Source organism: Streptomyces sp. NPDC005566, from assembly GCF_040605575.1.
In the GTDB taxonomy this organism is placed as follows: Bacteria; Actinomycetota; Actinomycetes; order Streptomycetales; family Streptomycetaceae; genus Streptomyces.
In genome coordinates this window covers 102,503-128,016 of sequence record NZ_JBEXDB010000006.1, presented here as the reverse complement: position 1 = coordinate 128,016, position 25,514 = coordinate 102,503, and the positions used below count along the sequence as shown (strand labels likewise).

Here is a 25,514-nt window from a genome sequence, read left to right as displayed (position 1 = left end):
GTCGCGTGGGGTGTCGTTCGTAGCGATGGTTGAGGCGTCGGTTGCCGGTCAGCCACCGTCGTCCGAACCGCATCCGCCGCCGCCACCCTCGCTGCCCCACGGATCGCCGCCGGACCCTGACGAGGTGGTGCGCCGCCGCACCTTCCGGGTCCGTGAGGGCGGGGCGAGCTGCGGATAGCGGCGGTGGAGCACGGACGTTCCGTGCAGGGCGATGTCCAGTGCGAACGCGTCGGCGTCGTCGGTGTTCCACGCCGGATGCTGCTCAGCCGCCTCCCTGACCAGCCGCGCCGAGGTCTTGACTGACGGCGGGGTGAACGACACGCGCGTCATCGCGGCGACCGTCGTGGCGAGGACCAGCGGGATCGGATTGCCGCTCAGCCCGATCGTGACCGCCGCAACGACCCCTACTCCGATCAGGATATTGAGCGGGAGCAGGCCCCTCCGGAACCGCGCCCGCATCGGGGGTCCGTCGAGCAAGCCGTCCCGGTGCAGTGCGTCGCGGATCTGTGCCAGCTCCGCCCGGACAGCACGCGTCTCGGCCAGTGAGCGCATCGACTGCCCCGGCTGGACGTACCCTCGCCCGCGACTGGCCTGCTGGTGCGCCCGCGCCTCGGCCATCATCGAACGGTCCAGCGGCCTCAGCAGCATGTCGGGGATCGGCTCGCGATCAACGATGTCACCGTCTCTGACGGTGATGTTGTTGATGGTGATGCCGCTCTCGCCGGCCAGGAGCTCCTCGCGCATGAGCAGCAAGCCCACGCCGGCCGCCACCGCTCCGGTCTCACGACCTCGCAGATAGCCCAGCTCGTAGACGTCGAGCTCACGCTCGGGAACGGGCGGGTTCGCCACTGCGGCCCGGACACGCCACGCCGTCAATCCCGCCCACACCACCGCGACGCAGTACCCACCGAAGGTAAGCCAGGAGATCACATGTACTGAGAGGCGGGGATGGCTCGTTCGGTTCCCGGGAACCAGGGCCGAACGACATTGCGCCCATCAAGCAAGAGCCTGGTCCGGTACCTCGATCAGCACGACCGGCCCGCAGGGTGAGTAGCGCGTCAGTCGGCTGCGTCTGTGGAGGCTTGCTGCCGACGACAGGTGGGCGGGTTCATCTGCCGGCATGTTGAGAGCTTGGGGCTGCCGGGGGCCGGCGCCCTCGACAGCCCCTGCTGGCTGATGCGTAGGCAGTGGACCCGTCATGCAAGGAATTGCCCGTACGGACACAACTATGAGGTCAGTCGGTTCTCCTGTCTGATGGAGGCCACCGCTGCTGATGGTGGGGAAATGCTGGCCGAGTACCCAGAGGATTCCGGCTCCCGTGCGTAGTGCCGACCGGCCAGTTCTACCTTTCGGTCGACGCAGTGCAGCTGCGCGGCTTCCCTGAGGATGACTGGTTCCGAAGCCGTACTCAGGCTTGAGCGGGCGGCTCGGCGCAGTATTGAAGGCATGCTCACTCGGGTGACGGATGCAGTCCTGGCGGTTTTACCGACCGCACTGGAGGTGGGCCGCCCTGCTCGCGTTCTGGTTCTCGGAAACCTCAAGCATTGGGGGGCCGGTGGCAATCCGGTCGCCGGTTCCGGGGTTCGGCTCCGGCTGGTGCTGACGGCCGGGCCCGCCGGATCGGCAGGGGTCGGTTACGGGGCCGTCCGGGCCGGGCTGCCGACAACCGCCGTCGCTCAGGCACTTGTCGCCGCCGTACTCGCGGGGGTTCTGGCACTGAGGATCGGCACGGAGTGCTCCCGATGGTCTGCCCGTTCCTTTCCCCGACACTGTCCCGGGCACCGAAGCCGGCGCTCCAAGGCCCTGTAGGCACAGATCCCGTGCACGCACTCAGCCTGGGAAGAGTGCATCCCACTCGTCCCGGGTCGGGCCGTCGTGCTCCGGCGAGAAGTCCGGGCGGGCAGCCAGCCAGGCGGTGACGTGTCGGTCCACTTCGTCGGTGCCGTAGGCGTCGTGGGCCGTTCGCAGCAGATGGCGTACCTGGGCTCGGGCCCTCATGACGACCGGGTCCTCGAAGGCGCAGGCGGCCACGGCAGCAGAGCGCCGGTCCGTGGGTGGTGAACTCGCAGCGAGGCGTTGCCCGTTGGTGCTATCGGCCTTGACCTGCTCGTCGAACCACGGTCGGAGGACCTGCCCTGTCCAGGTGTGGTAACCGACGGGGTCCGCAGCGATCCGGTCGACGTGGTGGGCAAGGTGCTGGGCCGCGAGCAGACCGAGTGCCACGCCATGACCGAAGGTGGGGTTGGTGTGGATGAGGCTGTCCCCGGCGTTGACCAGGCCGGTGACGACAGGTCCCTCGTTGTCGGCGAGGGCGGTCCAGCGGTTGTCCAGGCCGGCCATCGCCAGGACGGCTGTCTGTGGTTCGGGGGCCAGGTCGAGCCAGGCGGCGGTGGCGGGGAAGCGTCGGGCTGCGGCCTCGAACACGGCGGGGTCGGTGAGCGCGCCGCGGGTCGGATCTCCCGTGGAGAGGACGATGCTCACCGCGAAGGTGTCGTTGTCGGAAGGAAAGACGCCGGCAAACGCGAACGGTGCGGCCGAGCCCGTCTTCACCCGCCCGGGATGGCGCGGACCTTCGGCACGCAGGCGGTACCAGCGGCACAGGTAGGCGATCCCGGTGCGGTGGCTGTCGACGACCGGCGGGCGGCAGCCGGCCGCCTTCAGCCAGGCGGGAACCGGTGAGCGACGACCGGACGCATCGACGACGAGGTCCGCCGGGTGTGCTTCCGTGTCCACTCGCACGCCGGTGATCCGGGCGGGGCGCCCCTCACGGTGCATGAGCGCGCTCACCCGGCGGCCTCGCCGCACCTCGACGGTGGGTTCCTGCTGGACTGCCGCGGTCAGGGCGGCCTCCAGCACAATGCGGCGGGCGCGCAGGGTCACCAGGTCCTCGTCGCCGGCCCGATGAGGCGGATGCTCACCGAACCAGTCGAACTCGTGGTACTCCCGGGCTCCGCGCGCCAGCACGTCCGCGTAGACATCAGGTGCCTCGGTGCGCAGTACGGTGCGCACGGGTGCGAGGAGCGAGTGGGGCTGGATGGCTTGCGGGATCCGGGGCCTGCCCCAGTGGAAGAAGTCCCGGTCCAGATCCTCGCCGGCCTGCCGCGCGTCCTGCTCGAACAACGTGACCGGATGGCCTCGCCGGCCCAGTATGAGCGCCGTCGCCAGCCCGCTGATGCCCCCACCGATCACCGCAACCCGCGCCACTGAAGCTCCCCTTCGCGTCGTGTTGCGGTATGACCCTACTGCTTGGCGATCTTCGTTCGAGAGCCGGCCTCGTAGGGGCTCGGGGCCCTAAGGGGCCGTGTCGGTGTCGACGCCTGCTGCACGCAGCAGGTCGATGACCTTCTCGAACCTCGGCCATGTGTCGGGGTATTTGTTGTTGCCCCATGTTCGCGCGACGCGCACGGCTTTTGCCGTGGGGACGGCGCCGCGGTCGAGCAGGTGCTGCACCATCTGCGGATTTCCTGCTGCGGATGCCCATTCGAGGGGCGTCCTGCCCTTCGTCAGCAGATGGATGTCGGAGCCGTGGTCCAGCAGGAGGTCCACGATCTCCGGGCGTTCCACGGTGGATGTCACGGCGAACATCAGGGGGTTGCCGTCCCGGGACGGCGTGTCGGGGTGGACGCCGGCATCGAGCAGTGCGGCGACCACGTCCGTACGGCCGCTCGAAGCGGCCGCGGTCAGCGGCGTGAACTCGCCGTACTCGTGCACAGCCTGGTGGGGATCCGCGCCGGCCCCGATGAGCACGCGGACCACCTCCGCGTGTCCTCGCCGCACTGCGATGTCCAGGGCCGTGAGTCCGCGCCCGCCCTGCACGGGGGCATCCACCGGAACCCCCTCGCCCAGGAGCCTCGCCACCAGGCTCGCATCGCCGTCCTCCGCTGCCCGTACCAGCCGGTCCACCGCACTCTCGCCGTCCATTCCTTGATCATCCCGGGTTGTTGCGCCCAGGGGGAGATATGCGTCCCCCTGGGAGGCGGCCGGGAGCGCGGTGTCCGCGCCAGGGCCCTGCACAGAGTGGTCACAGAAGTGCCATACGATGCGCACACCAGCTCGTAAGTTCTCCGTTTGAGGATGCACACGTCATGTCTTTCGGTGCCACGTCCCGTTCCCTGCGCGGTATATCTGTCGTCGTCGCCCTGCTCGCGGTCGGTGCGGCGGGATGCAGCGACGCCCTCGACAGCGCCAAGGACGGCGCGAAGAAGGTTGCCCGCCAGCGCTCGGTCTTCTCGCTCAGCCCCGGCGACTGCTACAACCCGAACAGCAAGGCCGAGACCGAGGAATTCGCGATCGAGATCGTGCCGTGCGAGGAGGCTCACGAGGGCCAGGTCGTCGGCGAGTTCAAGATCGACGAAGACGGCGCCTACCCGGGTGACGACGAGGTCGCGGTGATCGCCGACGAACGCTGCCCCGTGGAGGCGCAGAAGTTCGCCCCGGACAACTGGGCGCTGCCCGAAGGGGTCGACGTCTTCTACTACCACCCCACCAAGGAGAGCTGGGCGACCGGCGACCGCGGTGTGAGCTGCGCCTACACCAAGGAGTCGGGCAAGCTTTCCGGCTCGCTGAAGAGCGCCCCCCTCAAGGCCGACCAGCTCGCGTACCTCAAGGGTTCGAACGGCGTCTACGACGCCCTGTGGATGAACCAGCCCGAGGCCGACCAGATCGAGAGCGACCTCCCGGGATACAAGAAGCAGGCCAAGGCGGTCGCCGCCGCGCTCGACGCCCACCTCAAGGGTCTGCGGAACATCGAGCAGCCGGAGACCGGCAAGCTTCGCGCGAAGCTGGAGGAGGCCGCCGGAGCGTGGAAGAAGGCCGCGTCGGCCGGCGACACGGACGCCTTCTACATCGCCTACGACATGGCCTTCACCGGCATCGACCCCAGCAAGACGGTTGCCGCCCGCAAGGAGCTGAACCTCGCCACGACGGTCCCTGCCGACGAGGCCGAGGTCTGGGCCGGCTGACCTCCTCGCCGTAAGAACGACCGGCCCTGGTGCATCGCCCGCACCAGGGCCGGTCCGCGTCCAGCCGCGCCTTGCGGCACAGGTGCCCGGTGGCCGTACGGAGTCGCCGCACGCGAGTACCGGCAGCAGGACCCGCACCCGCTCCGCCTTCAGCACGGTCAGTGGTCCAGGCCCGGTCACCGGTCGTCGCGGCCTGCGGGCATACGCGGGCGAGCGGAACGGAAATGACGGACCGTTCCGTCGCCGTCGCGGGTGAACACGGAGGCGGTGGAGTCCTGTTCGCCTTCCTTGTCCTCGCCGGCCGGGTCGTACTCGGATGTGTCGTTGAAGCCGTCGGTCCACACCGTCACATGGTCCGCAGCTTGCCGAACATGAAAGGGCGGACGATCAGCGGGCGCCCGGGGGCGGTGAACAGATCGCTCAAGGTGACCTCGACGACGGCGACCGGCGTGTCGCCGTCGTCTGGCACGAGATGCCAGGTCAGCCGCAAGTCCAGGACCGGACCGGAGATGGTGCAACTTGCCCTGGGAGTCGCGATGGCCAAGCCGGTGCGCGTGCGAAGACCGACCGGTCAGGAGGGGCAGCGGCTGCAGCAGATCGTGCGGCGGGGCAGCACCGGTTCGGTGCGCTACCGGCGCGCGATGATGCTGGGGCAGCCGGCGAACCTGGCCACCGGCCGACTCGACCTGGCCACGACTCCGATGATCTCCGCTCGGGGCCGCCGTCGCCCGTAGCCCGCGCCGAGTCGCCCGTCACGAAGCGGGCACGGGCCGGTGGCCTGCCCGCCCGGACCTGACGCCCGGATGCACGGTTCGGCGGGCGTCGCGGCCCCGAGGCCGTGGCGTGTCTCACTAGGGCGTGGGTGGTGTCACCGACGCCAGGTAGGTCGCCACCTGGCTTCCGTTGTTGGAGTAGCGGTGAGGCAGTGTGGCGTCGAAGGTCAGCGCCTCGCCCGGCTGCACATCGAAACGCTGATCGGCGACGTGTACCGTGACCGTGCCGGTGATGACGTAGGCACACTCGACCGCTACATGGCTCCACGGCTCGTGGCTGGAGGCATGGCCCGGTTCGAGCGTGCCGAGCAAAACTTCGAGCTGACCGTTGCTCGGGGTCAGGCGTTCGTACTGGACGAGGCCCTTCGGCATGAGCAGGCGGGAACGCTCGTCGGGGCGACTGTGGTGAGCCGTGAGCGGGGCTTGCTCATGGAACAGCGAGGCGGCCGACGAGCCGAAGACCGTACCCAAGGCCCGGAGGGTCTTGAGGCTGGGCTCGCGGATGCCCCGCTCCACCTGACTCAGCAGGGTCGCCGACAGGCCGGTCTGCGCCGCAAGATCGCGCAGGCTGAGCCCCGCCTCCGTCCGCAACGTGTGTAGTTGGTCTCCCATCACGGCGGTCAGCCTAGCCGAGCCGTGCACCCTTGTGCACTCTTGTACACCCATGCCGCGTGGGCCCTGGAGCGGTGTCGGCACGTTTCTGCAGAAGAATCAATGGTTGACAGTCGAAGCATCGTGCACTTTTGTGTACTCGTGTAAATAAGTACACACCCGCGTTGTTCTCAATGTTGTGGAAAGTGGTTCACCGCCATGAGCGCTGACAGACAGCTGGTCTTCCGCGGAGGAAGAGCACTGGCATTTGTGCCGGTCCTCGTGTTCCTCGGGTTCTGCGTCGTCTTCTTCGTCGTGTTCAAGACGTTCGACATGACCGCCCTCGCCGCGGGAGGTGTCGTCGCGCTGCTCGTCGGCGCACCGTTCGCCAAGCCGTATTCGGCGTACTGGTCCGCCGTGACCAGGGGGATCGGATCGTCCACCGCGGTCACGATCGTGATGATCCTGTTCTGTGTGGGTCTGATGTCCGCCCTGATCAAGGAGACCAACGTCTCCGGCGGGTTCGTGTGGCTCGCCGAGAACCTCGGCGTCGACGGCGGTACCTTCACCCTGTTCACGTTCGTCGCGGTGTGCATCATCTCGATGTCGACGGCGTCGTCCATCGGGACGATGTTCACGGCGTTCCCGATCTTCTACCCGGCCGGCGTGTTCCTCGGCGCCGAGCCGGCGTTCCTCGCGGCCGCGGTCATCTCCGGCGCGATCTTCGGGGACAACGTCGCCCCGATCTCCGACACGACCGTCATCTCGTCGTCGACGCAGACGTTCCGCCGAAAGTCCGGCACCGCCGATATCGCCGGTGTCGTGCGGAATCGCGCTCGCTTCGCCTTCACCGCTGCGGCCCTCGCAGCCGTCGGGTTCTTCGTGCTGGGGTCGTCGGGCCGCTCGGGCGATTCCGCGCACTCTCAGGAGCTGCTGGAGCAGGCCGCCAACCCGCTCGCCCTCGTGATGCTCATCCCCGTCGCGCTCATGCTCACCGTGGCGCTGCTCACCCGCGACATCTTCAAGGCGGTCACGGTCGGGCTGGCGACCGGGATCATCACCGGCCTCGCCTCGGGTCTGCTGACCCCTGAGGGCGTCATCGGCGTCCACGACGGGGCACCGACCGGATTCCTGATCTCGGGCGTCGGCGACATGCTCAGCGTGATCGCTCTGGTGGTGGCCGTCTTCGGCATCATGGGTGTACTCACCGACGCGGGCATCCTCGACTGGCTCGTGAGCGCCCTCACCGGCAGCCGCCTGTCCCGCACCCCGCGCGGTGCGGAGTTCGCGATCGGCATCGGGGTCTCGGTCACCACGCTGCTGTTCGGCGGAGTGAACTCGGCCGCCATGCTCACGTTCGGCCCGGTCGCCGACAAGATCGGCGCACGCGTCGGCCTGCACCCGTACCGCCGAGCGGTCGTCATGGACTGCTTCGCGATGGGAATCGCCGCCGTCGTCCCCGTCCTCAGCGCCTATCTGTTCATCGGCGCGCAGCTCACGTCCGGGATCAAGGGCGTTCCCGCCCTGGCCACGACGGAGATCTTCGTCGCCATGCTCTACCCGCTCGTCCTCACCGTCGTCCTGGTCGTGGCGGCCGCGACGGGCTGGGGCCGCCGTTTCGAAGGCCCGGACGGCGTCGAACTGAAGCAGCCCGAGAGCACGCCGGCCGCGGCCTGACCAGCACACCCCCGTAGGAACACCACCGGCCGACCGGCCACTGGAGCACCCCATGGATCGCAACACAGTCGAGTGGCGCGGCTACATCCCCGCCATCACCACACCGTTCACCCGCGAGGGCTCGCTCGACATCGACGCGCTGCACGTGCAGGTCGCCTGGCTCGTCGACGAGGGCATCCAGGGCGCGATCCTGGCCGGCACCAGCGGCGAGTGGTTCTCCCTGTCCACGAAGGAGCGCGCCGACCTGTTCGCGGCGGGCGCCGAGCACCGCAGCGGCACCTTCCCGGTCCTCGGCGCCTGCAACGCGTTCACTCCGCAGGAGGCGATCGCCCACGCCCGCGCGGCGGAGGCGGCGGGCCTCGACGGCATCCTCCTCACCCCGCCGCCCTACATCGTGCCCAACAGCAAGGAGATCGTCGCGTTCTACCGGGCGGTGAGCGATGCCACCGACATCCCGATGACCGTGTACAACTGGCCGCGCGGCTGCGTCGTGGACATGGGCGTGGAACTGCTGACCGAGCTCGCGCAGATCGAGAACGTCGTCGCGATCAAGAACTCGACGGGAGACTTCGCGAGCTTCCTCGCCGGGATGTACGCCCTGGAGGGCGAGGTGCGGTACTTCGGCCTTCCCACCAACGCGCTCGGTGCCGACCTCGCGATACTCGGCCACGGCGACGGCCTGATGGGAACGGGCGGCATCCTCGGCCGCGACCAGGCCGACTTCTGGAACGCCGTCGACGCCGGGGACCGCGAGCGCGCGATCCAGCTGGGCAAGAAGGACCGCGTGTACATGGACGCGTGGTTCCGTCCCGACTACGGCGTGCAGTTCGGCAACCAGCAGGCGATCGTCAAGACCGCGCTGCGGCTGCGTGGCATCCCCGCGGGATTCGTGCGGGCGCCGCTCCTCGAGCTCACACCGGACGAGGTCGCCCGCGTCGAGGTGACCCTGCACGAGCTCGGCATCGACACGCTCCCCCTCACCGATGACTGAGCGGTACGACGTCGTCGTCGTCGGCGGCGGGCTGCTCGGCTGCCTCACGGCGTGGATGGCCGCCCGCGACGGTGCGCACGTACTCCTTATCGACAAGGATCAGGTGAACCAGCACGCTTCGGGCCAGAACGCCGGGAGTCTGCACTTCCAGCTCGAGTACCGGATGATCGAGGCCGGCGAGGAGGCCGCACGCGTCGCCGCGGAGGCGATGCCGCTCCACCTCGACGCCGCCGCGATGTGGGCGCGCCTGGAGGACGAGATCGGGGAGTCACTCGGCGTGCGCCAGACAGGCGGGCTCATGGTTGCCGAGAACGCCGACCAGGTCAGGATGCTCGAGTTCAAGGCGGAGCTGGAGCGCTCCTGGGGCCTCGATGTGCGCACGCTCGGTCGCGCCGAGCTCGACGACGTCGCACCGTACCTCTCGCAGGACATCGTCGCGGCCAACATCAGCCCTCTGGAAGGAAAGGCTGACGCCCGTATCGCCGCTCCCGCGGTCGGCCGCGCGGCCGTCGCGGCCGGGGCGACGGTGATCACACGCTCCCGTCTGGTCGGCGTGCGTCGCGTTCCGACCGGATGGGAAGTCGCCCTCCGGGAGACGGACCACGCGGGGGACGAACGAATCCGCACCGTCCGCACTGCCGCGGTCGTGCTCGCCGCCGGTGTGTGGACGACGGAGCTCGGCCGGGTCTTCGACTCCGAGCTCCCCACCGTCCCCCTCGCTCTCACGATGACCGTCACCTCGAAGATTCCCAAGTTCATCCCCCACCTCGTTCAGCACACAGGCGCGCGCCTGTCGCTCAAGCAGTCGCTCGACAACACGGTCCTCATCGGCGGCGGGTGGCCGGCACGACTGATGAGGGACGCGCACGGCGCCCCGGCGTTCGACCGCAAGCACCAGCTGATCCCGCAGTCGATCGCCGGCAACGCGCGTGCGGCCGTGAAGACTGTTCCCGCGCTGGAGAGGGTCCCCGCCGTGCGCAGCTGGGTGGGCACGACCACTGTGGCGCCCGACCAGCTTCCGCTCGTCGGCGCGGTCAAGGGCGCGCCCGGGGTGTTCGTCGCCACCGGCGGATCGGCGTTCACTCTCGGGCCGAGCTTCGCGCGGGTGCTGACCGGCCTCATCGCCGGGCGCTCACCCGATATCGACCTCGCACCGTACGACCCGGCCCGCTTTGCGGAAGGGAGCACCTCATGACCACGGACGACGCCTGGCGTCGCACCACGAAGGAACGTGGCGACATCGTGACGATCGGTGTGGACGGCGAACCGGTTCGCGCCTGTACGGGCGAGACGGTGGCCGGCGCCATGCTCGCCGAAGGGGTCCCGTTCGAACGGGACCGCAGCGGAGCGCCCCGGGCGCCGCTGTGCAACATGGGGACGTGCTTCGAGTGCGCCGCCACCGTCGACGGCCGGCCACTGACCCGCACCTGCCTGGTCCCCGTGCGCGAGGGCATGGTCATCGAGACGTCAGGGAGGCTGTGATGTTCGATGTCGCGATCATCGGAGCGGGTCCGGCGGGCATGTCGGCGGCTCTCACCGCAGCCGATCATGGTCTGACGGTCGTCGTCATCGACGAGCAGCAGCGAGCGGGCGGGCAGATCTTCCGTCAGCCGCCCGAGGCCTTCACCGGAAGCGTCCTGCACCCCACCGCCGGCTACGGATGGGCCACCGAGCTCATCCGGCGGTTCGAGGAAGACCCGCGACTGACGACGGAGTTCGGCTGGTCGGCGATCGGTGTGCTGCACGACGACGAAGGGCCGGGCGATCTGCGGGTGGCGATCAACCACCCGGAACACGGCACTCGCATGATCGGCGCGCGGCGGCTGCTGATCGCCACCGGCGCCTACGACCTCCCCGTCGCCTTCCCCGGCTGGACGCTGCCGGGCGTCATGACCGCCGGCGGTGTCCAGACCCTCGTCAAGTCGCAGAGGATCGCCCCCGTCGGCGACGTCGTGCTGGCCGGGGCACATCCGCTGCTGCTGCTCGTGGCCGACCTGCTCGTCCGCAACGGCGTTCCGGTGCGTGAGGTCGCATTCGCGCAGAGCTTGCCGACGCCGGCGGAGATGCTCCTCGCCCTCGGCGCCGTACCCGGCCATCTCCGGATGCTCGCGGAGACGGGCGCGATCCTGGCGCGCCTGGTGCGCAAGGGCGTCCGGGTCTCCCCCCGGACCATCGTGACGGCCGCCCACGGCACGGAACACGTCTCCGGCGTCGAACTCGCCCGGGTCGACCGGCAGTGGAGGGTGACGGGCGCGCCCCGCGAGGTCGCGGCATCGCACCTCGTGCTCGGGTACGGCTTCTCCGCGTCGACGGAGCTCGCCCGCCAGATCGGATGCGAGCTCGCTTTCGACTCGCCACGGGGCGGCTGGGTGGTCGCACACGACGAACGCCGGCAGACATCCGTCCCCGGAGTGTTCGTCGCGGGCGAGCCCACGGGCGTCGCCGGCGCCGACCGGTCCTGCGCCGAGGGCGCGCTGGCGGGTCTCGGGATCGCCGCCGACCTCGGCCGCCCCGTGCCCCCCGCGGCGTTCGCCGAAGCGGAACGCACCGTCCGTAAAGCCACACGGTTCTCCACCGTGGTGCAACGCGTCTTCGAACCGGTCCGCGAGGCACTCGGAGACCTCGCGAAGCCGGAGACCACGATCTGCCGATGCGAAATGGTCACGCGCGGCACCATCGACGACTTCCTCGAATCGTCACCGTTCGTCAGCAACATCAACGCGATCAAGCTCTCCTGCCGCACAGGCATGGGCCCCTGCCAGGGACGCTACTGCGAAAGCAGCGTCGGCACGGTCCTTGCATCGGCGCGCGAGCAGCCGATCGGGCTCGGCGGACGCTTCTCCGCCCACCTGCCGATCAAACCTGTGCCCGTCGGGGACCTCCGAGGCCTCGACTCGGCCGCCGAGTAGTCCGCATCGGTGTGGGACCGACCCGGTAGTCACACGAACCCCACCCGCCTCAGGTGGCGCTCCGCTCGCTCGCCTCGCGCAGGGTACGGTCCACCGCACGGTCGTACGCCGCGTCCGGTGGACCGTCCGGGCTGCCCGGGCGGCCGCTGCGCAGGAGTTCACGCCAGCGTTCCTGGCTCCAGTCCGCGGCGGCCGTGGTGCGCATGAAGTCCTCGACCAGGGTGCGGAAGCGGACCGGGTCGGCGTGGAACGGGAAGTGGCCCGCGCCCTCGAAGATCTCCAGGCGGCTGCCGGGCATGGCCGCGTGGGCTCCGTAGGCATGCTCGACGGGGACCACGCTGTCCCGGGATCCCCACAGCAGCAGGGTGGGCATGCCCTGGGTCAGGTAGCAGCGGTCCAGCATGGTGACCGCCTGGCCCCGCCAGTCGACCACCGCCCGCAGCGTGCTGATGAAGGCGCTGCGGGACGTGGCGTCGGGGAGTGCGTCCACGAGGTGGAGCAGCTCTTCGGCGTCCTGGCCCAGGTCGGTGTCGAGCAGTCTGATCAGCCGGGTGAAGAGGCCGACCTGGCCGCGCATGCCGGGCAGGCGCAGCGTGGACAGGAGCAGGTCGGCGCCCGGCAGGGACACCGCCCGCAAGGCCGGGTTGACCTCGCGTCCCACCCCGCCGGCACTCACGAGGATCAGGCGGTCGGTGCGCTCGGGGTACTGGTACGCGAACTGCATGGCCACACCCCCGCCGAGGGAGTGGCCGACCAGGGTGGCGCGTTCGATGCCGAGGACGCCCAGGAGGTCCCTGATCCCGTTCGCGTAGGCGGCCACCGAGTAGTCCGCCCTGGGCTTGTCCGAGGCGCCGTGGCCGAGGAGGTCCGGGGCGATCACCGTGTGGTTGCGGGCCAGGTCGGGGATCAGGTCGGCCCAGGTCGCCGAGGAGTCGCCGATGCCGTGGATGAGCAGGATCGCGGGGCCCGAACCCGCCATCCGGTACGCGCGGCGGTACCCGTGAATCACGCGGTGGTGCAGCGGACTGTCCTGTTCGCCCCGTTCCGCGACGGGGTGCAGACGGCTCACGGGGACGGGGGGCGGGGCCAGGGACATTCTTGGTTCGGGGTGGGGTGCGCCGGCCATGGATCGCCTCCGGTTCCTCCGATCGGACAGTGTCCGGATCGGGCGGTCGCTTCTCTGACAAGTCCCGGTCTTCATCAGACGGTCTTCTGCTCGGACGATTCCTGAGCGAGCGTAGAAAGCTCCGGATCCCAGGCGGTTTCCGGGACGTTTCAGGCAGCGGTCGAAGTGGCGGGCGCGTGCGGGAGCGGCGTCGGTGGCCGGGGCGGGAAGCCGTAACACGCGCGTAGCAGTTGCGGGCGCCGGTGCACCCTATGATCGCCCCAGCACGCCCTCCGCCGACGACTTCTCCTCGTCGGCCGTGGTGCCGTGTGTCTCCCTCTCCCCGAACGGGTACGGCCGGACGCGCCGCCCTGTCCGCGACCCCTGGAAGGCGGCCTGAATGGTCTCTCCCGTACGTATCTGGCTCAACCGCACGTACGCGGAGAACGTCTTCTTCATCGATCAGCTCCGAGATAATCCGGAGCAGCGGCCGGTCACGGTTCATGCCACCCACGGGGATCCCGACTCCCCCGTTCTCGCGGCCGCCGACACCGCCGCGCCCGAACCCGAGGGGCTCTCGCCCGCCGGCTATGTCGAGTTCGCACTGGACCAGTGCGCCAGGCGTGCCGTCGACGTCTTCGTTCCCGTCCTTCACCAGGCGGCGATCGCCGCGCACCGTGCGGAGTTCGCCGCACTCGGTACCACGCTGATCGCCCCGCCCGCCGAAGCGTCCGCACTCTTCCAGGACAAGGCGACCGCGTACGAGACGGTCGCGGCGGCCGGAATACCCGTGCCTCCGTGGTGGCGGGTACGCACCGAGGACGAGCTGCTCGCAGCGGTCGAGGCGATCGAGGCCGATGGCGGCAAGGCCTGCTTCAAGCCGGCTGCCGGTGCCGGCGGGGTCGGATTCCGTATCGTCACCCGGGCCCCGTTCTCCCTGCTCCACCTGGGTGGCTTCCCGAGCCCGTACGTACCGCTGGACCTGATCGTCGAGGCCCTGCGCCGCAGCGAACGGTCCGTGGACTGGCTCGTGATGCCGCGCCTGGACGAGCCGGAGGTGTCCGTCGACTGTCTCACCGGGCCGGACGGCGGGGTGCGAATGGCTGTGGGGCGTACGAAGAACGGGCGCCGTCGCGGGTTCACGCTCCGCCCCTCGTGGATCGAACCCGCTCGGCTGATCGCCCACACGTTCGGGCTGCACTGGCTGACGAACATCCAGTTCCGTGTGTACGACGGCCGGCCCGTCCTGATGGACGTGAACACGCGCCCGGCCGGCGGACTGCACCAGTTGTCCCAGTGCGGCCTGAACGCGCCCTGGGCGGCGGTGAGTCTGGCACTCGGCAACGACCCCGGCGATCTGACCCCCGGCTTCCTCGGTGAGGACTACTCCGTGATCGCGGGGCCGCGTGCGCTCCGGCCGGTGGTACTGCCCGGTCAGCGTTCGGAGGAGCCCGGCTTCGGCCTCCCGACGGCCGGCGAAGTCCCCGCGACACTCTGACGTGCTCCGTACGGCACCCCGGGAGGCCGGCGTCCGCGGCTCGACGCCGCCCTCGCATAAATTGCCTTGCCTGCGCGGGGGCGATTCGCCAGGCTGGGGCGCATGCCGGGACAGCGGAAGCGCAAGCGGGAGGCCGCCGGGCGGGCTGCGGCGGAATCCGGACGTGCAGGGCGCTGGGAGGTCGTCTTCGAGACCCAGGACGAGGCCGACTGGCGGGCGTACGTACGTCGTGTCCGGGCTGGGCGGGAGGTCGACCTGTCGATGCTTCGCCTCGACACCCTGTGCGGGCGTTCGGTCCAGCCGACCACTTACCGGCTGAGCAGGTTCGTGCCCTGCGACGATCACCCTTAGCGGCCGCCGTCGGGGTGTTCCAGGTCCTTGGTGACCGGTTCCGGCCCAGCCCCGCACAAGGGTTTCTCGACCCTGATTCCACCCTGCCGCCGCACCGTGGGACCAGTGATCCATTCCGCCGTCGCGCCACCGACTGGGGGGTATCTCCCAGGGACCACTGGGGGATACCCCCCACCGAAGTCGGGGACCACCCGGGTCGTTCGGATGACGCGCTGTCCCTAGATTCTGAGGTGGAATCGAAGCACCGTCCCAGCACCCCTCCGGAGGATCCCCGTGACCGCCCCCTCGCCCCGACCCGACGATCGGCCGACGCGCACAGCCCGCTCGCTCGTCGCGGCCTTCGTGCGGTTCGTCGTCTGCGGCGGCGGCGTGGGGATCGCCTCCAGCGGGGTGCTCGTGCTGCTCAGCGGGTCGATGCCGATGATGGTCGCCAACGCGATCGTCACCGTCGTCTCGACCGTGATAGCGACCGAGCTGCACAGCCGGGTCTCGTTCCGAAGCGACCGCAGGGGTTGGGGCGTCCACCTGCAGTCCGGGCTGACGGTGGCCGTGAGTTACGCGTTCACCACAGGGGCGCTGCTCGTTCTGCACGCCGTGCACTCCGCGCCCTCGGCGCTGCTCGAGCAGGGTGTCTACCTGTCGGCCTCCGCGTTGGCCGGGGTGGGGCGCTTCGCGTTGCTGCGGGTCGTCGTCTTCGCCCAGTCCGCGTCGCCCGCGAACGATGCCGCCCTCGGCAGGACCTCCGTGGCCATGGCCGCGTGACGCCCCACGAAAGTGTCTCGCCCACCGCTGCCTCGCCGCCACCTTCCCGAGGAGCGATGACATACCCGTCATGACAGGTCAGGCCGTGTTCTCGTAGGACGAACAGCACTGCCCACACACCTTGTTGGGCAGGGCCGCGCCCCGCTCGCCCGGGCCCTGACAGATCGGTCGATCCTGCTGATCGCGGGGAAGCGGTACGGCGAGGCGCTCGCCGGCTTCCGGGAGGCCGTCGACCTGCTCGGCCGGTGAGGGAAGCCGTGCACAGGGCTCCTCTACGATCGACCGCGTGTGCGCACATGTGATAGTCGCGGAAGACGACGCGAAGCAGGCCGAACTCGTACGCCGCTACCTCGAACGCGAAGGGCACGCGGTCACGGTGGTGGCGGACGGTCTCGCGGCGCTCGAGCAGGTCCGGCAGGGCACGCCGGACCTGCTCGTCCTCGACGTGATGATGCCCAGGGCGGACGGCCTGGACGTCATTCGCGTACTGCGCGCCGAGGAAAGGGAGTTGGCGGTCCTCATGCTGACCGCACGGGCGACGGAGGATGATCTGCTGCTCGGGCTCGACCTGGGTGCGGACGACTACATGACCAAGCCGTACAGTCCGCGCGAGCTGATGGCCCGGGTGCGTACGCTCCTGCGGCGCACCCGGCGCGGCGCGGATCCGGGCGAAGGCGGGCCCGGCGAGGGGGGGGTGCTGCGGGTGGGGGCCCTCGCCGTCGATCCCGTACGTCACGAAGTGGCTGCCGACGGGGTGCGGGTCGAGTGCACGCCGGGCGAGTTCCGGCTGCTCGCCGCGATGGCCGCCGAACCCGACCGCGTCTTCACACGGGAGCAACTGCTGGCGGAACTGCACGGGTTCGACCGGTACATCAGCGGTCGCACCGTCGACGTGCACATCATGAACCTGCGGAAGAAGATCGAGCACACACCCCGCCGACCGGTCCGGCTGCTCACCGTCTTCGGCGTCGGCTACAAGCTGACGGATCCGGTGAAGGGTGCCTCGCGTGCGCAGGGCCGGTGAGAACGACCGGCACCGGCTGCCGCTCCGCAAGAGCCTGCTGGGCCGTCTGCTGGCCGTGTCCGCGCTCGTCGCGGCCTGTTCGGTCGCCGCGACCGCGTGGCTGGCCGTGCAGACCACGTCCGGCGCGATCGAGCAGGAGCAGGGTCAGAACCTCACCGCCGACACCCGTATCCACGACACCCTGCTCGGTTACGCGGCGGCGCACCCCACCTGGGACGGAGTCCGGGCCACCGTGCGCGAGCTGGCCGACGACTCGGGCCGGCGGATCACGCTGACCACGCAGAGCCGGGGGATCCTCGCCGACTCCGCCGACGGTTCCCCTCCCCCGCCGGCCCTGCCGCCCCAGGCATCGGCGGTCGTGGATCCCATGTCCGTGGACGCGGCCCTGGCGTCCGGGGCCGGATCCGTGACGACCGGCGTGGGGACGAAGTCCCGCAGCGACCGTGTCGACCCCCGTGCCGTCGGACCGTTCCGCCTGCCCGACGCCGAGCGTGCGTCGCTGCGACGCACCGCCGAAGAGGTTGCCACGTGCCTCAACCGGTCCGGTATCGCCTCGGACGTCGTGGAGGGGCCGAGCGGGCGGACCCGTATCCAGGACGTGGGCAACGATCCCGACCGTTTGCAGGGCACCCGCTGCACGACGGAAGCTCTGGACCGCCCGACCCCGACCGAGGAGAAGGCGCTCAGTGCTCTGAGCCGGCTGGCCAACGCCTGTCTGAGCCGGCAGAGCCGCGAGCCCGTCCAGCTCGGCCTCGACCTCTCCTGGGACACGGCGGGCGAGCCCCTCCCGGTCTCGGAAACCGCCGTGCCGACCCCGGCGCCGAGCAGCGCCCCCCGTGAGGCCCGGGTGGCCCCGTCCGCCTCGCCCACGGCCCTCACCAGCGAGAACGACCGGGCCATCGCCTCGTGCGTCGGCGTCGCACGCCGGGAACAGCTCAGTTCTTATGTCGCCCCGCCCGCACTGCTGTTCATCAGCGACCCCGGCGGCGGCGCCGTTCCCGCATTCGACCTGTCGCCGGCGAACACGGCCAGGATCACGGGCGTCGCGGCGCTCGTCCTCGCGCTCACCGTGGGCGCCTCCGTGCTCGCGGGGGCCCGGCTCGTACGGCCGCTGCACGCGCTGACGGGAGCTGCCCAGCGGATGCGCGACGGCGAGGACTCGGCACCCGTGGTGGTCGCGGCCGACAACGAGATCGGCCGGCTGGCCGCCGCCTTCAACGACATGTCCGCGCACCGTGCACGGCTGGAGGAGCAGCGCAAGGTGATGGTCAGCGACGTCGCCCACGAGCTGCGTACCCCGCTCAGCAATATCCGCGGCTGGCTGGAGGGCGCGCAGGACGGGATCGCCGAGCCCGACGCCACGTTCATCTCCTCGCTCCTGGAGGAGGCGGTGCAGCTCCAGCACATCATCGACGATCTCCAGGACCTGTCGGCGGCGGATGCGGGGGTACTGCGCCTGCACCCCGAGCCGGTACGGATCGAGGAACTGCTCGCCCATGTCGCCGCGGCCCACCAGGCCCAGGCCGACGCGGCGGAGGTCGGTCTGGCGGTGGCCGCCTCGACCGCCGGGGCACGGCTGCCGGCGCTCACGGCCGACCCGGTGCGGCTGCGGCAGGCCGTGGGCAACCTGGTCTCCAACGCAGTACGCCACACCCCGGCGGGCGGGCGGGTGACCCTGCGCGCGTACGCGATGGGGTCCGGGGAGGAGGAGTGGGTGGCGCTGGAGGTCGCCGACACCGGCAGCGGCATCCCGCCGGAGGATCTGCGGTACGTCTTCGACCGCTTCTGGCGCGCCGAGAAGTCCCGCAGCCGACGCACCGGAGGCAGTGGGCTGGGCCTGGCCATCGTCCGCAAGCTCGCCGAAGCACATGGCGGGACGGCCGACGTGGTCAGCACGGTGGGTGAGGGATCGGTCTTCACTCTGCGGCTGCCCCCGGCGGTCCCTGAACCCGCGGACTCGGCCCTGATGCGATGAACACAGCGCCCTGACAGCTTCCTCATAACTTCACTCCAGTCTGTCGGCATGCCCGGCGCCCGATGCGCATCCGCGTGCGGGCCCCACCAAGGCCGAGCTGGAATCGGAGTTCTTCACATGTCCCCTCGTTCGACCCTGCGCAACGCAGTCCTCACCGCCGTCGTGGCGGGCACGGTCCTCGTCCCGTCGGCCGCCGCCGTCGCGGACGACGCCACGCCCAAGCCGGCGCGGACCGCCGCCGAGCGCACCGCCACTCCCAGCCCGGCTCCCGAAGGGGCCGAGCCCTCCGCGGCGCCGGCGCCGGCCGAGGAGTCCAGGAGCAGGGTGACGCCCCGGGGCGGCGTCGCCGCCGGTGAGCGTGCGGCCACGGATACGGGCGGCAACACCGCGTTGTACGGCTCGGCGGCGGGGGCGGCCCTGCTGGCCGGTGCCGGCGCGTTCGTGCTGCGCCGCCGCTCCGCCGCACACCGCAACGGCTGACCTGCCACCGGGTGGCGCCGCCTCGCACGGCGGGGCGGCGCCACCTGGTGTTCCACCTGATCCTCTATGCCCGGAGCCACCATGCCCCGTACCGTGCACGCCTTCCGCCGAGCCTTCTTGACCTCGTCCGCCGCCGTGCTGATCCTGGTCCCGCTCGCCGGCTGCTCGTCCTCCACTGCGGCGCAGCCGCACGCCGTGGTCACGTCGGTCTCCGGGGCGTCGGAACCACCGAACACTCCGGAACCCCCGAACGCACCGGCTCCCGCGCAGATCTCCATCCCATCGATCGGGGTGACGAGTGAGCTGATGCGGCTGGGACTCAACGGGGACGGCACCGTGGAGGTGCCGCCCGCGGAGAAGGGCATGACGGCGGGCTGGTACGCGGGAGGGGCCGTTCCCGGGGAGCCGGGCGCCGCCGTGGTCATCGGCCACAACGACACCCGGTTCGGCAGGGCCGTCTTCCATGACCTGAGGAAGATCGCCGAGGGCGCGGACATCACGATCCTCAACGGGCTGGGCGAGCAGGCGCACTTCAGGGTCACGGGCACCGAGACCGTCAGCAAGAGCGCCTTCCCCAGCGAGAAGGTCTACGGAGAGACCGGCGGCCGCGTGCTCCGGCTCATCACGTGCGACGGCTCGTTCGACGCCGAGGGGCACCCGGTGGACAACCTCATCGTCTACGCCACCCTCAGTTGACCGGAACGGCGAGCACTGCAGACACCCCTCGGGCCTGAGCCCGTCCCTCGTCGCGAACCGTTCGTACCGCTGCCGCAAGGCGCCGTACATCCCGCCTCTACCCACGAGTAACTCCCCCTGGTTTGATGGGCGTCACCGCTCCGAACCCCACACCAGGAGAGCCTGTGCCGCACAACGCGATCCGCCGTATCTCCGGCGCGACTCTGGCCGCCGCGCTCGCCGCAGCCACGCTCGCACTCAACGCCCCGCAGGCATCGGCGGCGGACACCCCGTCGCTGCGCGTTCTCACGTACAACACGTTCCTCTTCAGCAAGACCCTGTACCCGAACTGGGGCCAGGACCACCGGGCCCAGGAGATACCGCGGACGGCCTTCTTCCAGGGCAACGACGTCGTCGTGCTCCAGGAGGCGTTCGACAACGCCGCGTCCGACGCCCTGCTCCAGAACGCCTCCGCCCAGTACCCGTACCGGACACCGGTGGTGGGACGGAGCAAGAGCGGCTGGGACGCGACGAGCGGGGCCTACTCGGCGTTGACCCCGGAGGACGGCGGCGTCACCGTGCTGAGCAGGTGGCCGATCGTCCGCAAGGAGCAGCACGTCTACAAGGACGCCTGCGGGAGCGACTGGTGGTCCAACAAGGGCTTCGCATACGCCGAGTTGAACGTCAACGGCGCCCGCGTGCACGTGGTCGGGACCCATGCGCAGTCGACCGACCCCGGATGCGGGGCGGGCGAGGCCGCCCGGATGCGCAGCCTGCAGTTCAGACAGATCGACGCGTTCCTCGACGCGAAGAAGATCCCCGCATCCGAACAGGTCATCGTGGCAGGCGACTTCAATGTCGACTCGCACTCCCCCGAATACGCGTCGATGCTCACAGACGGCGGGCTGGCGGGCCCGGACGCCCGTACCGGACACCCGTACTCGTTCGACACCCAGGACAACTCGATCGCCGCCGAGCGCTACCCCGACGACCCCCGCGAGGACTTGGACCACGTCCTGCACCGCGCGGGCCACGCGAAACCGTCCGGATGGACGAACGACGTGGTCAAGGAGCACAGCGCACCCTGGACGGTGAGCAGTTGGGGTACGGACTACACGTACACGAACCTCTCCGACCACTATCCGGTGGTCGCGTCCGGCCGGTAGGTGCACACGGGACAATCGGACAGGTGGTGGGGGCCGCACGCGGTGGAGGGTGCACCGCGTGCGGCCCCCACCCGCCCGGCCCGACCTCCCGTATCCCGAAGGACCGCCCTCTTGACCCCTGAGTCCCAGCCGTTCCGACTCGTCCCGGGCGCCGCCGGATCACCGGTGCTGCTCCACGTCCCCCACTCCTCCCGAGCCGTCCCCGCTCACGTACGCGACGGAATCCTGTTGGACGACGGAGCCCTGGAGCGGGAGCTCGACCACATCACGGACGCGCACACCGCCTCGCTCGCCGCCCTGGCCGGCGAAGCCTGCGCTAAGGCACCGTGGCAGTTCGTCAACGATCTGTCGCGGCTGGTCGTCGACCCCGAGCGGTTCCCGGACGACCGGGAGGAGATGCTGGCCGTCGGCATGGGCGCGGTCTATACGCACACCACCTTCCGCGAGCCCCTCCGCGCGCCCGGCGTGGACCCGCAGCCACTGCTCGACCGCTACTTCCATCCGTACGCACGAGCGATGACGGAGGCGGTTGACGAACGGCTGGCCGCCACGGGGCGTGCGGTCGTCATCGACGTCCACTCCTACCCGAGCACGGCGCTCCCGTACGAACTGCACGGCGCCGGCCCGCGCCCCCCGATCTGCCTGGGCACCGACAGTTTCCACACACCGCCCGGCCTGCTGGCCGGGGCCGGGGCGGCGTTCGCCGGGTTCGGGGGCACGGGGCTCGACAGCCCGTTCCCGGGTACCTATGTGCCGCTGAAGCACTACGGGAAGGACCGCCGGGTCAGCGCCCTGATGATCGAGATCCGCCGCGATCAGTACATGACCGAGCCGGGAGGCCCTGCGGGGCCGGGGCTGACGGCGTTGGCGACCGCGCTGGCCGAGCTGGTGGACGGCTTCTAGCAGTACCTGACGAACCCCGGGCGCGGGACGGGTGGGCGACCGCCCTGCGCCGGGCGTCGTGCGAGGGGTCCGCTCCACGGCGCCGAGCCCTACCTCCGGCGTCGGAGCGAGGGACTCGGCCCGCGGTCCCCTACGGCCGCGCGTAGGGCCGGGTCATGATCTCCATGTTGTGGCCGTCCGGGTCGTCGAAGTACGCGCCGCGGCCGCCGAACAACCGGTTGATGTGGCCGGGTTCGGTGTGGGCGGGGTCCGCGTAATAGGTGACGCCCAGCTTCTCGAGGCGGCCGATCATGGCGTCGAACCGCGCGTCGGGCACGAGGAACGCGTAGTGCTGCCCCTGGATCGGCTCGTCCCGCTTCTCGTAGTAGTCGAGCGTCACGCCGTTGCCGAGGTCGACGGGCAGGAACGGGCCGAACTGGCGGCCCACCTCCAGCCCCAGGATCGCGGCCATGAACTCGGCCGACAGGTGCCGGTCCGTGGCGTACACGGCGGTGTGGTCGAGCTGGACGGTGGTGACACCCTGCTCGGGTGTGTACTGGCTGCACATCTGTGGCAACTCTCCGGTTCGTGGGTTCCGTTGGGACGACGGCGCCACATGCGGGCACCGGACGGACGACGACACGGAGGGAGGGCGGGGCTCGCGCCCGCCACGCGGTCATGCCAAGGCCGGGCGCCTCTCTCGTACGTGGCCCATGGCCGACCCGGCAGTCACGTGGCCGATCCTAGCGCGTCCCTCCCCACACCTGCCGGGCGGCGGATATCTTCGCGTGCATGGACGACTCGGCCTCACTCCGGCGTGCAGACGGCCCCGTCACCCGTGGTCGGCTCGCCGAGGATCTGACCACGCTCGGTCTCACCGGCGGCGACGTCGTGATGTTCCACACGCGGATGTCCGCCATCGGATACGTGGCGGGCGGCCCTCAGACGGTCATCGACGCGCTCGACGACGTCGTCGGGGACCGCGGGACCCTGATGGTGACCTGCGGCTGGAACGACGCCCCGCCCTACGGATTCACCGACTGGCCTCAGGCGTGGCAGGACGCCGTGCGCGCGGAGCATCCGGCGTACGACCCCGAACTGAGCGAGGCGGACCACGATGTCGGCCGTCTGCCGGAGGCGCTGCGCCGGCGGCCGGGCGCCGTCCGCAGCCGCCACCCCGACGCGAGCTTCGCCGCGCTCGGTGCCGCCGCTCCGGCGCTGATGGCCGACCACCCCTGGGACCACCCGCACGGCCCCGGCAGCCCGTTGGCGAAACTGGTCGCCCTGGGCGGCCGGGTCCTTCTCCTGGGTGCCCCACTGGACACCCTCACGCTCCTGCACCACGCCGAGGCGCTCGCCGAGGCACCGGGCAAGCGGTTCGTGGACTACGAGCAGCCGATCCGCGTCGACGGGCGGCGGACCTGGCGGCGGTTCCGCGACATCGACTCGGAGCACGGCGCCTTCGACTACTCCTCCGTCGTGTCCCGGGGCAAGGATCCGTTCAAGGCCGTCGTCGAGGACATGCTGGCCGCCGGAATCGGCCGCACGGGCAAGGTCGGCGCGGCGACCAGCTACCTGTTCGAGGCCGTCGAGGTCGTGGGCTTCGGTGTCACGTGGATCGAGGAGAGGCTGGGGGGAACCCCGTAGCCCGGCCGTCCCGCGACAGCCTCGCCCGGAGCGGTGTCCGTCCACGGCAGGAAACCCCGGTACGGCCCGGCGCCCCGCGTGTGCGGCAAGGGGACGGAACGCCACGCACGGGCATAGGCGGGCGGTTCGGCACTGCCCGTCACGAGGACGGCCACCGGTGTCCGTCGTGCGGCTGCCCCGATGGCCCCGGGCGTGATGCTCGTATCGTGCCCGCTGGTCTGACGCGAGGAGCAGCCGGCGTAGTACGCGATGGGGACGGCTTGCTCCCCGCTGACCACGCACGGTGGACGGACCCCGAGCCGGTTCAGCGCACCGGCGACGGCCGCGTAGTCCGCGCTCGTTGAGTGGCTGCTGGCCGACACCCGGCTGAGGACCTGCAGCTGGACGGCGAGGTGACCTGCGAGGACCAGGGCCAGGAACACCGTGCCCGCCGGCCGCCGGGCGTTCCGCGCCCGCGTGAACAGGTGGATGACGCACTCGGCCACGGGAACGGCCAGCAACGCGTAGGCCGGGAGGAGGAACCTGGGTGCGGAGTACTCGATGAGGAACAGGTACGGGACGGCCACCGAGCCCGCGACCGCTGTCGCCACCAGGGCTGCGGTGCCTCGGCCGGCCCGGCGCGCCACGACTGTTCCCCCAAGGGCGAGGAAGGGAACTACCGCCCACCACAGAGCCGTTCCCGGGCGCTTCCACGGAATGTCGCAGGGACGGCAGAGGGTTCGCCCTTCCAGGGATCGCACCTGGTCGTCCACCGCCATGTTCCATCCCAGGCCTCCCTGGATCTCGCTGGCCCGGTGCAGACGGGCACGTACGCCGCCGTGGTGTGCGTACGCCTCGACGACCCAGGGTGCGAAGCCCACCAGGAGTCCCACGACGAGCGCGGCGCACAGGTCGGGGCGGCGCCGGCCGGGCACCAGGACCGCCACCGCGGCCAACGGCAGCGTCAGCCAGACCCCGTCGGCGGGGCGCATCAGTGCGACCAGGGCCACGGCTGCCCCGGCCCCGATGATGTCCGCGCGCCCACCGGCGCCGCCCACGGCTCTCACGACCCAGCCGGCAGCGGCCAGGGCTCCCAGCGCGCACCAGAGATTCGGCATGGCCATCGGGCCGTAGAACAGGGTGGGCCACAGTCCGGCGAACAGTGCGCCCGCGCCCACGAGTACGGGCCCGGGAAGCACCTTGCGCCAGACCCACAGGGCGATGACCATCGCGGCGGCGGAGAGCAGGGCGAGGTAGATCCGCAGCGCGGTCGTGGAGGTGGTGAGGGCGGCGGCCGGAGCGACGAGGTAGGAGATGCCGCGCGCACGGGGTGCGCTGAAGAACGCGGGCGGGGCGTTGCCGCCGACCTGGCTGACGTAGACGGTCTCGTCCCAGGCCAGTCCCGACCCCGGTACGACGACGGCCAGTTGAACGACGAGGAAGACCACGGCGACCGTGATCAGCCACGGCAGCGGCCGGGAGGTGGGGCTGCGGAGCTGAAGGGGTTCGGCCCTCGGCATCGAGCGCGGCGGCCGACACTCCTGCATAACTGCTCCCCTATCGCGACAGATACACGCAAACGCAACAGGGGACACCCTGCTCGAAGCGGGGATTCGGACCACCGGGGCGCGCCGTTGCACAGCAACCGGGGCCGGCCGGCGCGCGACATCACCGGCTTCCACCATGCGGACCTGGGAAGCCATGAGGGTCGCGTGGACAGCGTGTTCCTGGCGTCCACCGCCCCCTGCATGTGCCCGCATGGGCAGAACTACATGGTCCTTCACTGCCCGGAACACCCACTCCAGTTCGTCCACAGTCGCGGCGGGTCCGAGCAGACGAACTTCAACCTCGGCGGGCGACGTGAGTCACGGCGTTCCGGAGGCACGGCCGACATGTCCGTACGCGAGCTGCTGGAGGCGAGGATCGTCGGCCGGGGCACCCCGTACGACACCGACCCCGGCTTCAACGCCGACGGCGCCCGCACGGTGCGGATCATCGCCGGCCGCCTCGGGCTTCCCTCCCCGCCGCTGGATCTCGGTCCCGTGGACGCACGGGCATGAGGCGGTGA

Annotated in this window: 26 protein-coding genes and 1 pseudogene; 18 read left to right on the top strand and 9 right to left on the bottom strand. The window is 70.6% G+C overall.

The genetic code is table 11. From position 1 onward, the window contains the following. Positions 1-48: 48 nt before the first annotated feature. From ABZS61_RS11450 to ABZS61_RS11440, 3 genes are all read right to left on the bottom strand, one after another. Positions 49-930 carry a TIGR04222 domain-containing membrane protein gene (locus ABZS61_RS11450; protein ID WP_356418010.1) on the bottom strand — a complete coding sequence of 294 codons (882 nt, stop codon included), beginning with the start codon at positions 928-930 and terminating at the stop codon, positions 49-51. 900 nt (positions 931-1,830) lie between these two features. After that, a complete protein-coding gene (locus tag ABZS61_RS11445) occupies positions 1,831-3,204 on the bottom strand; it encodes an FAD-dependent oxidoreductase (RefSeq protein WP_356418008.1) in 1,374 nt (457 codons plus the stop codon). 87 nt (positions 3,205-3,291) lie between these two features. After that, positions 3,292-3,921, bottom strand: a complete 630-nt coding sequence (locus ABZS61_RS11440) for an ankyrin repeat domain-containing protein (protein WP_356418006.1) — start codon at positions 3,919-3,921, stop codon at positions 3,292-3,294. A 164-nt stretch (positions 3,922-4,085) separates the two neighbouring features. Here ABZS61_RS11440 and ABZS61_RS11435 point away from each other — a divergent pair, with 164 nt between their 5' ends. Continuing rightward, entirely contained in the window at positions 4,086-4,961 is an 876-nt protein-coding gene (locus ABZS61_RS11435) for a septum formation family protein (RefSeq protein WP_356418004.1), read from the top strand. A 176-nt stretch (positions 4,962-5,137) separates the two neighbouring features. Here the strand turns inward: ABZS61_RS11435 and ABZS61_RS11430 are convergent, their stop codons facing one another. After that, entirely contained in the window at positions 5,138-5,305 is a 168-nt protein-coding gene (locus ABZS61_RS11430) for a hypothetical protein (RefSeq protein ID WP_356418002.1), read from the bottom strand. Between the two features lie 2 nt (positions 5,306-5,307). After that, positions 5,308-5,430 (bottom strand): hypothetical protein, encoded by a 123-nt coding sequence (locus tag ABZS61_RS11425; protein WP_356418000.1) that lies wholly within the window; start codon positions 5,428-5,430, stop codon positions 5,308-5,310. A 67-nt stretch (positions 5,431-5,497) separates the two neighbouring features. On the opposite strand from ABZS61_RS11425, the pseudogene ABZS61_RS11420 reads away from it, so the two are divergent. Then, positions 5,498-5,611, top strand: a pseudogene (locus tag ABZS61_RS11420) (IS630 family transposase); the annotation flags it as partial. 201 nt (positions 5,612-5,812) lie between these two features. On the opposite strand, the gene ABZS61_RS11415 reads toward ABZS61_RS11420, so the two are convergent. Further along, positions 5,813-6,346 (bottom strand): XRE family transcriptional regulator, encoded by a 534-nt coding sequence (locus ABZS61_RS11415; RefSeq protein ID WP_356417997.1) that lies wholly within the window; start codon positions 6,344-6,346, stop codon positions 5,813-5,815. Positions 6,347-6,544: 198 nt separating this feature from the next. On the opposite strand from ABZS61_RS11415, the gene ABZS61_RS11410 reads away from it, so the two are divergent. The 5 genes from ABZS61_RS11410 to ABZS61_RS11390 are packed head-to-tail and all read left to right on the top strand — an operon-like array spanning position 6,545 to position 11,902. Then, positions 6,545-8,002 carry a Na+/H+ antiporter NhaC family protein gene (locus ABZS61_RS11410; protein WP_356417995.1) on the top strand — a complete coding sequence of 486 codons (1,458 nt, stop codon included), beginning with the start codon at positions 6,545-6,547 and terminating at the stop codon, positions 8,000-8,002. Between the two features lie 52 nt (positions 8,003-8,054). Next, positions 8,055-8,993 carry a dihydrodipicolinate synthase family protein gene (locus tag ABZS61_RS11405; RefSeq protein WP_356417993.1) on the top strand — a complete coding sequence of 313 codons (939 nt, stop codon included), beginning with the start codon at positions 8,055-8,057 and terminating at the stop codon, positions 8,991-8,993. Then, on the top strand, positions 8,986-10,188 hold the full coding sequence (locus tag ABZS61_RS11400; RefSeq protein WP_356417991.1) for an FAD-binding oxidoreductase: 1,203 nt from the start codon (positions 8,986-8,988) through the stop codon (positions 10,186-10,188). The genes ABZS61_RS11405 and ABZS61_RS11400 overlap by 8 nt, the downstream gene beginning before the upstream one ends. After that, positions 10,185-10,475 carry a (2Fe-2S)-binding protein gene (locus ABZS61_RS11395; RefSeq protein WP_356417989.1) on the top strand — a complete coding sequence of 97 codons (291 nt, stop codon included), beginning with the start codon at positions 10,185-10,187 and terminating at the stop codon, positions 10,473-10,475. Before ABZS61_RS11400 ends, ABZS61_RS11395 begins: the two co-directional genes overlap by 4 nt. Continuing rightward, positions 10,475-11,902: an NAD(P)/FAD-dependent oxidoreductase gene (locus ABZS61_RS11390; protein ID WP_356417987.1), complete on the top strand. Its 1,428-nt coding sequence runs from the start codon at positions 10,475-10,477 to the stop codon at positions 11,900-11,902. The genes ABZS61_RS11395 and ABZS61_RS11390 overlap by 1 nt, the downstream gene beginning before the upstream one ends. Positions 11,903-11,951: 49 nt before the next feature. Here the strand turns inward: ABZS61_RS11390 and ABZS61_RS11385 are convergent, their stop codons facing one another. Continuing rightward, a complete protein-coding gene (locus tag ABZS61_RS11385) occupies positions 11,952-13,028 on the bottom strand; it encodes an alpha/beta hydrolase (protein WP_356417985.1) in 1,077 nt (358 codons plus the stop codon). Between the two features lie 379 nt (positions 13,029-13,407). Here ABZS61_RS11385 and ABZS61_RS11380 point away from each other — a divergent pair, with 379 nt between their 5' ends. From ABZS61_RS11380 to ABZS61_RS11340, 9 genes are all read left to right on the top strand, one after another. Then, complete coding sequence (locus ABZS61_RS11380; RefSeq protein ID WP_356417983.1) at positions 13,408-14,505, top strand: ATP-grasp domain-containing protein; 1,098 nt, start codon at positions 13,408-13,410, stop codon at positions 14,503-14,505. A 102-nt stretch (positions 14,506-14,607) separates the two neighbouring features. Beyond that, positions 14,608-14,856, top strand: coding sequence for a hypothetical protein (locus ABZS61_RS11375; protein ID WP_356417981.1), 249 nt, complete (start codon positions 14,608-14,610; stop codon positions 14,854-14,856). A 273-nt stretch (positions 14,857-15,129) separates the two neighbouring features. Beyond that, entirely contained in the window at positions 15,130-15,618 is a 489-nt protein-coding gene (locus ABZS61_RS11370) for a GtrA family protein (protein WP_356417979.1), read from the top strand. Between the two features lie 298 nt (positions 15,619-15,916). Further along, positions 15,917-16,642 (top strand): response regulator transcription factor, encoded by a 726-nt coding sequence (locus tag ABZS61_RS11365; protein WP_356418439.1) that lies wholly within the window; start codon positions 15,917-15,919, stop codon positions 16,640-16,642. Next, positions 16,626-18,617 (top strand): HAMP domain-containing sensor histidine kinase, encoded by a 1,992-nt coding sequence (locus tag ABZS61_RS11360; RefSeq protein WP_356417977.1) that lies wholly within the window; start codon positions 16,626-16,628, stop codon positions 18,615-18,617. Before ABZS61_RS11365 ends, ABZS61_RS11360 begins: the two co-directional genes overlap by 17 nt. Positions 18,618-18,734: 117 nt before the next feature. Then, on the top strand, positions 18,735-19,097 hold the full coding sequence (locus tag ABZS61_RS11355) for an LPXTG cell wall anchor domain-containing protein (protein WP_356417975.1): 363 nt from the start codon (positions 18,735-18,737) through the stop codon (positions 19,095-19,097). Between the two features lie 81 nt (positions 19,098-19,178). Continuing rightward, positions 19,179-19,793, top strand: a complete 615-nt coding sequence (locus ABZS61_RS11350; protein ID WP_356417973.1) for a class F sortase — start codon at positions 19,179-19,181, stop codon at positions 19,791-19,793. Between the two features lie 164 nt (positions 19,794-19,957). After that, positions 19,958-20,938 carry a sphingomyelin phosphodiesterase gene (gene sph, locus ABZS61_RS11345; protein ID WP_356417971.1) on the top strand — a complete coding sequence of 327 codons (981 nt, stop codon included), beginning with the start codon at positions 19,958-19,960 and terminating at the stop codon, positions 20,936-20,938. Between the two features lie 111 nt (positions 20,939-21,049). Next, a complete protein-coding gene (locus ABZS61_RS11340; protein ID WP_356417969.1) occupies positions 21,050-21,841 on the top strand; it encodes an N-formylglutamate amidohydrolase in 792 nt (263 codons plus the stop codon). Between the two features lie 130 nt (positions 21,842-21,971). Here the strand turns inward: ABZS61_RS11340 and ABZS61_RS11335 are convergent, their stop codons facing one another. Then, positions 21,972-22,388: a VOC family protein gene (locus tag ABZS61_RS11335; RefSeq protein WP_356417967.1), complete on the bottom strand. Its 417-nt coding sequence runs from the start codon at positions 22,386-22,388 to the stop codon at positions 21,972-21,974. Between the two features lie 224 nt (positions 22,389-22,612). On the opposite strand from ABZS61_RS11335, the gene aac(3) reads away from it, so the two are divergent. Then, entirely contained in the window at positions 22,613-23,467 is an 855-nt protein-coding gene (gene aac(3), locus ABZS61_RS11330; RefSeq protein WP_356417965.1) for an aminoglycoside 3-N-acetyltransferase, read from the top strand. Here aac(3) and ABZS61_RS11325 read toward each other — a convergent pair. Next, positions 23,392-24,993, bottom strand: coding sequence for a hypothetical protein (locus tag ABZS61_RS11325; RefSeq protein ID WP_356417963.1), 1,602 nt, complete (start codon positions 24,991-24,993; stop codon positions 23,392-23,394). The two genes, aac(3) and ABZS61_RS11325, sit on opposite strands and share 76 nt — an antisense overlap. A gap of 165 nt (positions 24,994-25,158) precedes the next feature. Between ABZS61_RS11325 and ABZS61_RS11320 the strand changes: the two genes are divergently transcribed. Then, a complete protein-coding gene (locus ABZS61_RS11320; RefSeq protein ID WP_356417961.1) occupies positions 25,159-25,506 on the top strand; it encodes a hypothetical protein in 348 nt (115 codons plus the stop codon). The last annotated feature ends 8 nt before the right edge of the window (positions 25,507-25,514 follow it).